The following is an 11,795-nucleotide window of genomic DNA, read 5'->3' as shown; positions in this document are numbered from 1 at the left end:
GTAAAAAACGGGGAGAGGGAAAGGAGAGAGCTCAAGCCTTGCCGCCCGACTCCTTGCGGGTGGCGTTGACCTGCATCTTGGCGTAGGTCGTCATCAAGCCGACCTCGTTCGAGAGCGTCACCAGCTTGAAGCCCATGTTGATGGCGCGCGCAGCACCTTCGGCGCCGCTGCAATGGATGCCGGGATTGAGGCCGCGCTTGCCGCACTCCTTGATGATCTTGTCGTAGATTGCGAGGATCTCGGGCTCGGAGCGATCGAGCTTCGGCTCGAGGCCGTAGGAGAAGCCGAGGTCGGACGGGCCGATATAGACGCCGTCGATGCCTTCGACGTCGAGGATCGCTTCCATGTTCTCGACCGCGGTCTTCGTCTCCATCATCGGCAGCAGGATGGTGTCGGCATTTGCGGTCTTCTGGTAGGAGCCCGCGGTGCCGTACATGCCAGCGCGGATCGGGCCGTTGGAGCGGACGCCCTGTGGCGGATATTTCGAATAGGAAACGAGGTTCCTGGCTTCCTGCGCCGTGTTGACCATCGGGCAGATCACGCCATAGGCGCCGCCGTCGAGCACCTTGCCGATGATGCCGGGCTCGTTCCAGGGCACGCGGACCATCGGGACGACCGGGTGCTTGTCCATGGCCTGGAAGCACTGCACCATCGACTGGTAGTCCTGCACGCCATGCTGGATGTCGACGGTGACGCTGTCGAAGCCGCATTGCGCGATCATCTCAGCCGAGAAGCCGGAAGGAATAGCCAGCCACGCGTTGACCACGGCCTTGCCCGACTTCCAGATTTCCTTGACCTTGTTCGCCACGTTGCCTTCCTTCTTTGTTGTTGGGACGCTTCGACCCTGCGGGCGGTGTTCATTATCGCCGCCCGGATATCATCCAGCAAGGCTGGCGTCATCCGCCACGGCCCCGGATTGGGGTGACCGGCTCGCGCGGCACTTTGAGCGAAAAAAAGCGCTGATGTCCACGACAGACGCTGCGCTCTCGCGCATATCTGCTGTTCACTCCTCGGCACTTGCCCCGTCGGCGGCGCCGAGTCCTGCGAGACTCTGTTCCAACTCTCCGAGCATCTCCTGCAACTCGGCAAGCTTTCGCGCGCCGAAGCGCTGCGTGATCTCGGCATAGATCGCTTCCGATGAAGGCGCGACGGAGGCCATCAGCTTCACACCGTCTTTCGAGATCGAGACCATGCTGCGGCGCTGGTCCGACTTCGCCGTCCTGCGCTCGATCAGATTGCGTGCCTCGAGATCGCGCAGGATACGCGACAGGCTTGGCCCCAGGAGGAACGCGGTGCGCGCGAGTTCCGTGACCTCGGCGGCCTCGATGGCGGCGAGCGCGCGCAGGATTCGCCATTGCTGCTCGGTCAGACCGTGCTCGCGCAGCTTGGGGCGAAATTGCCGCATCACCGCCTCGCGTGCCCGCAGCAGCGACATCGGCAGCGAGCGCGAGAAATCGCGCATCGGCACCTGGCGGGCGACGGGTGCATTTCCGTTCGCGGGATCAGGGGGTCTCTTCGCCATATCGCCCTTTCAAAGTCGCCCTTTTCAGACCGCAAAACGTTTGCAGTGCAACAAACCCAATTTCTGTTTGACGCAGTCACTTAACATGTTAAGTATCTCGAGGCACCACGATTTCACAGATCACCCATGGCGCTTTCCAACGACGATATCCAAGCTTGCGCTGACCGTCTGCACCGGGCGGAGAAGACCCGCGTGCAGATCCGGCAACTGTCGCAGGATTTCCCCGGGATCACCATCGCCGATGCCTACGCGATTCAGAAGGCATGGGTCGACATCAAGATCGCCGAGGGACGCCTCGTCAAAGGCCACAAGATCGGCCTGACCTCGAAGGCGATGCAGAGCGCGCTCAACATCGACGAGCCTGATTCCGGCGTGCTGCTGGACGACATGTTCTTTGCCGATGGCGGGACCATTCCGACCGAGCGCTTCATTGCGACGCGCGTCGAGGCCGAGCTTGCCTTCGTCATGAGCAAGCGCCTGTCGGGGCCCGACTGCACGATGTTCGACGTGCTCAACGCCACCGACTTCGTGGTGCCGGCGCTGGAGATCCTGGATACGCGCATCCAGCGGGTCGATCCCACGACCAAGGCGACGCGCAAGATCTACGATACAATCGCGGACAATGCCGCAAATGCCGGCATCGTGCTCGGCGGGCGGCCGATCCGCCCGCTCGATGCCGACCTGCGCTGGATCGGCGCGCTCTGCTTCAGGAACGGCCAGCTCGAGGAGACCGGCCTTGCCGCCGGCGTGCTCAATCATCCCGCAACCGCCGTTGCGTGGCTTGCGAACAAGATCGCGCCGCTCGGCCTTGCGCTGGAGCCCGGCCAGGTCGTGCTGGCCGGCTCCTTCATCCGTCCGATCGAGACCCGCAAGGGCGACACAATTCAAGCCGATTATGGCGCCTACGGCTCGGTCAGCTGCTACTTCGCTTAGAAAGCAATAAGACGACACAGGGAGTGAAACTGCCATGCCGCATTTCACGATCGAATATTCGGCCAATCTCGACAGCCGCCTCGACATCGCGGCGGTGTGCGAAGTCGTGCGCAAGGCAGCCGTCGAGACCGTGATCTTCCCGCTCGGCGGCATCCGCGTTCGCGCTGTCAGGTGCGAACACTATGCGATCGCAGATAGCAGGCACGATTACGGTTTCCTCGACATGGTGCTGCGCATCGGCGAGGGCCGCGACCTGCCGACCCGCAAGAAAGCCGGCGAGCATGTGTTTCAGGCGCTCTCAAAACATCTCGATCCCGTCTTCGCCGCCAGCAAGTTCGCTCTGTCGTTCGACATGCAGATCAACGACAAGGACACCAGCTGGAAGCGCAACAACATCCACGACGCCCTGAAAGTGGAGGCCGCCCATGGATAAGCCCACGCCGAAAGCCGATGTGTTTCAGGCCAACCGCGATCGCGTCGCACCGCTGCTGAAAAAGCTGCGCGCCGACGGCGTCGGCCACATGATCGACGGCAAGATCGTGCCGTCCATCTCAGGCGAGACGTTCGAGACCAAGTCGCCGGTCGATGGCGCTGTGCTCGCCAGCGTTGCGCGTGGCAATGCCGAGGATATCGATGCCGCGGCGACCGCCGCTTCCCTCGCCTTCAAGTCCTGGCGCGACATGGGGCCCGCGATGCGGCGCAAGCTGCTGCATCGGGTGGCGGATGCGATCGAGGACAATGCCGAGGATATCGCGGTGCTCGAATGCATCGACACCGGCCAGGCCTATCGATTCATGGCCAAGGCCGCGATCCGCGCCGCCGAGAATTTCCGCTTCTTCGCCGACAAATGCGCCGAGGCGCGCGACGGCCTCAACACGCCGAGCGACGAGCACTGGAATATCTCGACCCGTGTGCCGATCGGCCCGGTCGGCGTGATCACGCCGTGGAACACGCCGTTCATGCTCTCGACCTGGAAGATCGCCCCTGCCCTCGCCGCGGGCTGCACCGTCGTGCACAAGCCGGCGGAGTGGTCGCCGGTGACAGCAGCCATTCTGGCGCGACTAGTCAAGGAAGCCGGCGTGCCCGATGGCGTGCTCAACACCGTCAATGGCTTTGGCGAAGAGGCCGGCAAGGCGCTGACCGAGCATCCCGCCATCAAGGCGATCGGCTTCGTCGGCGAGAGTGCGACGGGATCGGCGATCATGGTTCAGGGCGCGCCGACCCTGAAGCGCGTGCATTTCGAGCTCGGCGGCAAGAACCCTGTCATCGTGTTCGACGATGCCGATCTCGATCGCGCGCTCGATGCCGTCGTGTTCATGATCTACTCGCTCAATGGCGAGCGCTGCACCTCATCGAGCCGCCTGCTTGTCCAGGCGAGCATTGCGGACAAATTCGTGGAGAAGCTGACCGCGCGGGTGAAAGCGCTGAAGGTCGGCCATCCCCTCGATCCCGCCACCGAGATCGGGCCGCTGATCCACGAGCGGCACCTCGCAAAAGTCTGTTCCTATTTCGACGTCGCGCGGCAGGACGGCGCGACGATCGCGGTCGGCGGCAAGGCCTATGACGGACCGGGCGGCGGACATTATGTCGAGCCGACGCTGGTCACAGGCGCGCACGGCAAGATGCGCGTGGCGCAGGAAGAGGTGTTCGGCCCCTTCCTTACCGTGCTGCCGTTCAAGGACGAGAAGGACGCGATCGAGGTCGCCAACGACATCCGTTATGGCCTCACCGGCTATGTCTGGACCAACGACGTCGGCCGCGCTCTGCGCGTCGCCGATGCCCTGGAGGCCGGCATGATCTGGCTGAACTCGGAGAACGTCCGCCATCTGCCGACGCCGTTCGGCGGCATGAAGGCCTCGGGCATCGGCCGCGACGGCGGCGATTACTCGTTCGACTTCTACATGGAAACCAAGCACGTCTCGCTGGCGCGGGGCACGCACAAGATTCAGAAACTGGGAATTTAGGGAAACGGTCATTCCGGGGCGCGCGAAGCGCGGGCCCGGAATCCATTCATCGACCAACTCTGCTGCACGATGGATTCCGGGCTCGGCTCTGCGAGCCGCCCCGGAATGACAGGAGACCGAGGGGAAACGCAATGCCCGTACCGCAACACATCTTCGAGCCGCCGTTCAACATCATCCGCTCCAGCCACGTCGTGCTCGACGTGACCGATCTGAAGCTGAGCCGCGAGTTCTACGAGACCACGGTCGGCCTGCATGTCGAGGATGCCGACGACAACGTGGTGTACCTGCGCGCCGCCGAGGAGCATCAGCATCACTCGCTGGTGCTGCGCAAAGCGGCCGTGCCCGCCTGCAACAGGCTGGGCTTCAAGGTCGGCAATGACGGCGATCTCGACAAGGCCGCAAGATTTCTCTCCGAGAACCGCCTCGCCCATGCCTTTGTCGACCAGCCGTTCCAGGGCCGCACGCTGCAATTCACTGATCCTTTCGGCTTCCAGATCGAGCTCTATGCGTCGATGGACCGCCGGCCGCATCTCTTGCGCCGCTATGATCTCTATCGGGGCTGCCACCCGCAGCGGCTCGACCATTTCAACGTCTTCGCCGCCGAGGTGCAGGACACCGTCGACTTCTATGCGCGGCTCGGCTTCCGTCTCACCGAATATGCCGAGGAGGACGGGCCGAACGGGCGCATCGCCGCGGCCTGGATGCATCGTAAGGGCAATGTCCACGATTTTGCCATCACCAACGGCAAGGGCCCGCGGCTGCATCACTTCGCCTACTGGACGCCGACGGCGATGAACATCATCCATCTCTGCGACGTGATGGCTTCCCAGGGCTTTGTGAAGAACATCGAGCGCGGCCCCGGGCGCCATGGCATCTCGAATGCGTTCTTCCTCTATGTGCGTGATCCCGATGGACACCGCCTCGAGCTCTACACCAGCGACTATTTTACGGGCGATCACGACCACGAGCCGCTGCGCTGGTCGTTGCGCGATCCGCGCCGCCAGACGCTGTGGGGCGCACCCGCCCCGCGCTCCTGGTTCGAGCAGGGCTCGCCCTTCACGGGCCAGACCGTGCGCGAGCCGAAATTCGTGGCCGATGTGCTGGTGGCGGATTAATATTCCTCGTCGGGACGACGCAAGACAATGAGCAACCCATGAAGCTGCCTCGCCTCGCCACTTACTCCCTTAAGGGTGAGACCCGCTACGGCGCCGTCCTCGAGGGCGGCATCGTCGATCTCTCCGCGCGCTATGCCAAGGATTATCCGACGCTGCGCGAGGTAATCGCGGCCGGAAAGCTCGTGAGCCTTGCCGAAGAGGCCGCCGGCCGCACGCCGGTTCACGCGCTCGGCGAGATCACATGGCTACCGCCGGTGCCTGCGCCGGAGAAGATCATCTGCATCGGCGTCAACTATCCTGATCGCAACGCGGAGTACAAGGACGGCCAGGAGGCGCCGAAATATCCGAGCATGTTCATGCGGTCGCCCCGCTCCTTCGTCGGCCATGACACGCCGCTGGTGCGTCCGCGCGCCTCCGCGCAGCTCGACTACGAGGGCGAGATCGTGCTGGTGATCGGCAAGCCCGGCCGGCACATCAAGGAGAGCGCCGCGCTCAACCATATCGCTGCGCTGACGCTCTGCAATGAAGGCTCGGTGCGCGACTGGCTGCGCCACGCCAAATTCAACGTCACGCAGGGCAAGAACTTTGATTCCAGCGGCAGCTTGGGTCCGTGGCTCGTGCCTTATACGAAAGAAGCGCAAATCGCCGACATCAGGCTGACCACGCACGTCAATGGCGAGCTGCGGCAGGACGACCGCACCAGCCGGCTGATGTTTCCGTTCCGCTACCTCATCAGCTATATCTCGACCTTCGCGACGCTCGTGCCCGGCGACATCATCGTCACGGGCACGCCGACGGGCGCGGGAGCGCGGTTCGATCCACCGCGATACCTGAAGCCCGGCGATGTCATCGAGGTCGCGGCCGAGGGCATCGGCACTTTGCGCAACGGCGTCGTCGACGAAGCCTGAGACAACAACACGAATGGAATGATGCAATGACCACCCTCACCGGCGGCGAAGCGATCGTAAGCGGGCTCGTCGCCCATGGCGTCGACACCGTGTTCGGCCTGCCCGGCGCGCAGGTCTACGGCCTGTTCGACGCCTTCCATCAGGCCCAGCTCAAGGTGATCGGCGCGCGGCACGAGCAGGCCTGCGGCTATATGGCGTTCGGCTATGCCCGCGCCGGCGGCAGGCCCGGCGTGTTCAGCGTGGTGCCCGGCCCCGGCGTGCTCAACGCCAGCGCGGCGCTGCTCACCGCCTACGGCTGCAACGAGCCGGTGCTGTGCGTCACCGGCCAGGTACCGACGCAGTTTCTCGGCAAGGGCCGCGGCCATCTGCACGAGATGCCGGATCAGCTCGCGACCTTGCGCAGCTATGTGAAATGGGCCGATCGCATCGAACATCCCGGCAATGCGCCGACGACAGTCGCTCGCGCCTTTCAGGAAATGACATCGGGACGGCGCGGTCCCGCCTCGGTGGAAATGCCCTGGGACGTCTTTACGCAGCGCGCCGACGCCGCTGCAGCGCAGGTGCTGGAGCCACTGCCTGCGCCGCTCCCGGATCCCGATGCGATCAAGCAGGCCGCAGCGCTCGTCAAGGCCAGCAAGGCGCCGATGATCTTTGTCGGCAGCGGTGCGATCGAGGCCAGCGAGAAAATCCTCGAGCTCGCCGAGATGATCGATGCGCCCGTCGTCGCCTTCCGCAGCGGCCGCGGCATCGTCTCCAACGCGCATGAGCTCGGCCTCACCATGGCCGCCGCCTACAAGCTGTGGGCCAGGACGGACCTGATGATCGGTATCGGCACGCGCCTGGAGCTGCCGACGATGTCGCGCTGGCCATATCGGCCGGACGGATTGAAGAGCATCCGGATCGACATCGATCCCGTCGAGATGCGGCGCTTCATCTCGGATGCATCCATCGTCGCCGACGCCAAGGCCGCGACCGCCGATCTCGTCGCCGCCGTCAGCAAGGTCGGTTACAGCAAGACCGCCGGACGCCGCGGCGCGATCCGCGAGGCGAGTGCGAGCGCTCAGGCAGAGATCCAGCGCGTCCAGCCGCAGATGGCGTATCTCAACATTTTGCGCGAGGTGCTGCCGGCGAACGCGATCGTCACGGATGAATTGTCCCAGTTCGGCTTCGCCTCCTGGTACGGCTTTCCGATCTACCAGCCGCGCACCTTCATCACGTCAGGCTATCAGGGCACGCTCGGCTCGGGCTTTCCGACCGCGCTCGGGGCGAAGGTCGCCAACCCCGACAAGCCGGTGGTCGCGATCACCGGTGATGGCGGCTTCATGTTCAGCGTGCAGGAGCTCGCCACCGCCGTGCAGTTCAACATCGGCGTGGTGACGCTGGTGTTCAACAACAACGCCTATGGCAATGTCCGCCGCGACCAGCGCGAACGCTTTGACGGCCGCGTGGTCGCATCCGACCTGGTCAATCCTGACTTCGTCAAGCTCGCGGAGTCCTTCGGGGTGGCTTCTGCGCGCGTCACAGCGCCGGACCAGTTCAAGGCGGCGATGGAGAAGGCACTCGCGCATGGCGGGCCCTATTTGATCTCGGTGGAAGTAGCGCGGGATTCGGAAGTCAGCCCGTGGGCGTTCATTCACCCGCCGAAGCCGTAGTTTTGTCATTCCGGGGCGCGCGAAAGCGCGAACCCCGGAATCTTGAGGTTCCGGGTTCGATGCCCGCATCGCCCCGGAAGGACCGCGGCTTCACCGCGTCCGGCGATACGTCAGATTGATCCTGATGCGCCCCAGCAGCGCGTGCTCGCCCTCGGCGAGCGGTGCGACGCCGTGATAGGCGAGCCTGGACGGCCCACCCCACACCACGACGTCGCCATGCACGAGGCGAAAGCGGCGCGGCTTGTCGGCGCGCGCCAGGCCGCCAAACAGGAAGGTCGCGGGCAGGCCGAGCGAAACCGAAACGATCGGCGCAGAGAAATCCAGCTCGTCCTTGTCCTGATGCAGCGACAGCCGCGTGCCGGGCTCGTAGCGGTTGACCAGGCAGGCATCGGGCGCGAAGCCTTTGAAGCCGCCCTGCTCCGCGGCGCGACGGGCGAGATCGCGGAGCACTTGCGGCATCGCCGGCCATTGCGCGCCGGTTTTGGGATCAATGGGATCATAGCGATAGCCGGTATGATCGGTGATCCAGCCACGCTCGCCGCAATTGGTCATCGCCACCGACATCAAATGGCCGCCGGGCGTCGTCATCCGCCGGAACGGCGACTGCGCCACGATGCCGCGCACCGCCTCGATCAGCTCGCTTTCGATCGGCCTGACGAAGCCGCGCAACAGCACGGCGCCGTCCGCGATCTCCTCGCGCGACGGCTGCGCCTCGGCAACGCTGTCGAACAAATCAGCCGTCAACGGCTCCGCTCATTTCGCATCGTGAAAGATCACACCCACCGTGTGGCGCTGGCCGGACCTGATCCGGCTGACGCCATGGCGGAGATTAACGCGGTAGGTGCCGCGTGTCCCCTGCACCGGGCGATGGTGCACAGCAAAGGCAACGGCGTCGCCTTGCATCAGTGGAACCACCTCGGCCCGCGACTGCATGCGCGGCCGCTGCTCGGTCAGCACGAATTCGCCGCCGGTGAAATCGCGCCCCGGTTCGGACAGCAGGATCGCGACCTGGAGCGGGAACACGTGCTCGCCGTAGAGGTCCTGATGCAGGCAGTTGAAATCACCAGCCTCGTATTGCAGCAGCAGCGGCGTCGGCCGCGCCTGCCCTGCCTCGTGGCAGCGCTTCAGGAACGCGGCGTGGCTTGCGGGATAACGGATGTCGATCCCCATCGCCTCGTTCCATCTGTTGGCGACGCCTTGCAGCTGCCCGTAGAGCGCCGGCCGCAGCTCCGCGATCAGATCGGGCAGCGGATAGGAGAAATATTTGTACTCGCCGCGGCCAAAACCGTGGCGGCCCATGACGATGCGACTGCGGAAGTGCGCATCGTCGGCATAGAGCGCGGCGATGCTGCGGCATTGGCCGGGCGTGAGCAGGTTCCTCAGGACAGCGCAGCCCTGGGTGTCGAGTTCGGTGGTGATGTGGGGCCAGTCGAGGGTTGCGACGTGAGCGGCGAGGTCAGCGGATGGCTTTTGGGGCGATTTGCGTGCTGTTGCTGTCATGGCCAACACTTTCGCAAAGCTAGCTCACCCTCTACCACCCGATTTCCGATGACTCTCTCCCCGTCATTGCGAGTGCAGCGAAGCAATCCAGACTACCTCCGCGGAACCAGTCTGGATTGCTTCGTCGCAAGAGCTCCTCGCAATGACGGTGGGGACGGACCTCAGCCTCGCACCGGCAGCGTCGTTACGTCATACCCGTGCTTGATCGTGCGCTTCAGCACCGGATCCTCCAGCTCGAAGTCGAAACGCTCGGCCGGGCGGATGCCGCCCTTGGCGGCAAACGTGCCGCCGAACATGGCGCAGCCGTCCGGGAACTTGCCGCCCGCAAAACCGCGCGCGATGAGGTCATCGACCGGCAGCATCGCATCCAGCGTGCCCTCCTGGTAGAGCACGCGCTCGCCATTGATGGTGGCGTAGGAGCGCAGGATCATCTTGTCCCAATGGCCGATGACGTCCTCGAGCTCCCACAGCGTCGAGGCGACCGGTTTGTCGCACATCTGCTTGGAGACGGTGACGTTGTAGGCCTCGACCTTGCGGTCGGTGTGGTCGGAGCCGCAACCGACGAAGATGCGGCCCTGCCAGCCGATCAGCACGAACTCGACTTCGCCTGAGGAATCGCCGCCGGTGCATTCGATGCCGTCTTCCTGAGTGAGCCGTCGCGCCGAGGCGCGATAGTAGATCGGCGTCGAGGCCGGCGGCGCGATGCCCATCTCCTGCAGCTCGGCGATGTGCTTGTCGCGCGCGACCGGATCGCGGCCGGTCCAGCCGGCGATGACCATCTGGTCGATCGCCAAGGTCAGCGGCGTGGTGGTGCCCTGGGCGTCGACGGTGAAAGTGAGGTCAAACACGAATGACGGCCTCCATGCCGGCAGCAAGTTCAAAGATACGGCGGTCCGAGCCGCCCGCCCCTGCAAGCATCAGGCCGACGGGAACCTCGCCCTCGCGATGCGCCGGCAGCGAGATGGCGCAGCCGTCGATCATGTTGATCAGGGTGCAATTGCGCAGTGCCCGCAGGTTTTGCGTGGTGAACGCCTTGTCGTCGGCGAGATCGGCGATCTTCGGCGGCGTGTTGGCGGTGGTTGGCAGCACCAAGGCGTCATAGGGCGCGATGCGGGCGTTGACGCGGGCGATCAGCGACCGGCGCTCGTTGAGGAGATCGATGTAGTCGGCCGCGCTCTGCGCCTCGCCGCGCATGATGCGGACGGAGACGCGGGGGTCGTAGACATCGCCCTTGGCGGTGATGAGATAACGATGCCAGGCATAGCTCTCGGACGCCGCAAAGCCGCCCTTGGCGTTCATCGGGCCGATGTCGTGGAATTCGATCATCTCGATGCGCTCGATGATGGCGCCGTGATCGGCGAGCGATTTCAGCGCGCGCTCGAAGGTTTCGGCCACGGGCGCATCGAGATCGTCGAGCGCGATCGTGGTCGGCACGGCGAGCCGCATGCCCTTCACGGGGCGCGGCTTGAGCGCCGTGATCGGCTCGTTGGCCAGCACCGCATCGAGAATGGCACAGCAGCTGACCGAGCGCGCCAGGGGGCCGATGCTGTCGAGCGAGAACGACAGCGGCACCGAGCCGTCGAGCGGTACGCGGCGCTGCGTCGGCTTGTAGCCGACGATGCCGTTGTAGGCCGCAGGAATGCGGCAGGAGCCGCCGGTGTCGGTGCCGAGCGCGCCATGCGCCATGCCGTCGAGCACGGAGACCGCCGCGCCCGACGACGAGCCGCCAGGCACATGTCCCTCGGCCCGGTTCCAGGCGCCTTTAGGCGTTCCATAGTGCGGATTGATGCCGATGCCGGAATAGGCGAACTCGGTCATGTTGGTGCGCCCGATCACGACGAAACCGGCCTTGCGCAGCCGCGCGACCGCCGCCGCGTCGTGCTCGGCTGGATCGGAATCGTCGAGCGCACGGGAGCCGGCGCGCGTGGTCTGTCCCTTGATGTCGAACAGATCCTTGATCGAGATGGGAATACCGGCATAGCGCGAGGGCGCCGCGTTGGCCTTGCGCAGGGAATCCATGGCGTCGGCGGTGGTCAGCGCGGCGTCCTTGTCGACAAGGATGAAGGTGCGCTGCCCCTCGCCGGCGGGATCGGCGATCCTGGCGATGCACGCCTCGACCAGTTTTCGGGAGGTGGTGCGGCCGCTTTCGAGATCGTCGGCCAATGTGGCGAGGGTTGGGGCGTTCGGCATGTCTGGTTCGC

Annotated in this window: 12 protein-coding genes; 6 read left to right on the top strand and 6 right to left on the bottom strand. The window is 64.8% G+C overall.

All coding sequences use genetic code 11. The features are described from left to right. Positions 1-31 precede the first annotated feature (31 nt). On the bottom strand, positions 32-808 hold the full coding sequence (locus tag XI06_RS34165; protein WP_237863775.1) for an HpcH/HpaI aldolase family protein: 777 nt from the start codon (positions 806-808) through the stop codon (positions 32-34). A gap of 195 nt (positions 809-1,003) precedes the next feature. Further along, the gene (gene hpaR, locus XI06_RS34160; RefSeq protein WP_237863774.1) at positions 1,004-1,522 is read right to left on the bottom strand and encodes a homoprotocatechuate degradation operon regulator HpaR; all 519 of its coding nucleotides are present in this window, start codon (positions 1,520-1,522) and stop codon (positions 1,004-1,006) included. 126 nt (positions 1,523-1,648) lie between these two features. On the opposite strand from hpaR, the gene hpaH reads away from it, so the two are divergent. The 6 genes from hpaH to XI06_RS34130 all read left to right on the top strand — a co-directional run bounded on the left by hpaH (position 1,649) and on the right by XI06_RS34130 (position 8,094). Beyond that, entirely contained in the window at positions 1,649-2,455 is an 807-nt protein-coding gene (hpaH, locus tag XI06_RS34155; protein ID WP_237889612.1) for a 2-oxo-hept-4-ene-1,7-dioate hydratase, read from the top strand. 34 nt (positions 2,456-2,489) lie between these two features. Further along, positions 2,490-2,888, top strand: a complete 399-nt coding sequence (locus XI06_RS34150) for a 5-carboxymethyl-2-hydroxymuconate Delta-isomerase (RefSeq protein ID WP_271607316.1) — start codon at positions 2,490-2,492, stop codon at positions 2,886-2,888. After that, positions 2,881-4,419 carry a 5-carboxymethyl-2-hydroxymuconate semialdehyde dehydrogenase gene (gene hpaE / locus XI06_RS34145; protein ID WP_237863771.1) on the top strand — a complete coding sequence of 513 codons (1,539 nt, stop codon included), beginning with the start codon at positions 2,881-2,883 and terminating at the stop codon, positions 4,417-4,419. The genes XI06_RS34150 and hpaE overlap by 8 nt, the downstream gene beginning before the upstream one ends. A 131-nt stretch (positions 4,420-4,550) precedes the next feature. Beyond that, positions 4,551-5,534 carry a 3,4-dihydroxyphenylacetate 2,3-dioxygenase gene (gene hpaD / locus XI06_RS34140; protein WP_237889611.1) on the top strand — a complete coding sequence of 328 codons (984 nt, stop codon included), beginning with the start codon at positions 4,551-4,553 and terminating at the stop codon, positions 5,532-5,534. Between the two features lie 38 nt (positions 5,535-5,572). Then, the gene (locus XI06_RS34135; RefSeq protein WP_237889610.1) at positions 5,573-6,442 is read left to right on the top strand and encodes a fumarylacetoacetate hydrolase family protein; all 870 of its coding nucleotides are present in this window, start codon (positions 5,573-5,575) and stop codon (positions 6,440-6,442) included. A gap of 26 nt (positions 6,443-6,468) precedes the next feature. Beyond that, positions 6,469-8,094 (top strand): thiamine pyrophosphate-dependent enzyme, encoded by a 1,626-nt coding sequence (locus tag XI06_RS34130; RefSeq protein ID WP_237889609.1) that lies wholly within the window; start codon positions 6,469-6,471, stop codon positions 8,092-8,094. Between the two features lie 90 nt (positions 8,095-8,184). Here XI06_RS34130 and alkB read toward each other — a convergent pair whose 3' ends face one another. From alkB to XI06_RS34110, 4 genes are all read right to left on the bottom strand, one after another. Next, positions 8,185-8,838 carry a DNA oxidative demethylase AlkB gene (gene alkB / locus XI06_RS34125; protein ID WP_237863767.1) on the bottom strand — a complete coding sequence of 218 codons (654 nt, stop codon included), beginning with the start codon at positions 8,836-8,838 and terminating at the stop codon, positions 8,185-8,187. 9 nt (positions 8,839-8,847) lie between these two features. Next, positions 8,848-9,594: a 2OG-Fe(II) oxygenase gene (locus XI06_RS34120; RefSeq protein ID WP_237863766.1), complete on the bottom strand. Its 747-nt coding sequence runs from the start codon at positions 9,592-9,594 to the stop codon at positions 8,848-8,850. A gap of 161 nt (positions 9,595-9,755) precedes the next feature. After that, positions 9,756-10,442, bottom strand: a complete 687-nt coding sequence (locus XI06_RS34115) for a DUF2848 domain-containing protein (RefSeq protein WP_237863765.1) — start codon at positions 10,440-10,442, stop codon at positions 9,756-9,758. Continuing rightward, positions 10,435-11,784, bottom strand: coding sequence for an amidase (locus XI06_RS34110; RefSeq protein WP_237863764.1), 1,350 nt, complete (start codon positions 11,782-11,784; stop codon positions 10,435-10,437). The genes XI06_RS34115 and XI06_RS34110 overlap by 8 nt, the downstream gene beginning before the upstream one ends. Positions 11,785-11,795: the final 11 nt, after the last annotated feature.

Origin of the sequence: Bradyrhizobium sp. CCBAU 11434 (assembly GCF_028128895.1) — a bacterium.
GTDB lineage: Bacteria > Pseudomonadota > Alphaproteobacteria > Rhizobiales > Xanthobacteraceae > Bradyrhizobium > Bradyrhizobium zhengyangense.
Note: the sequence above shows the minus strand (reverse complement) of the source record. Positions and strands in the feature narration are given on the sequence as shown.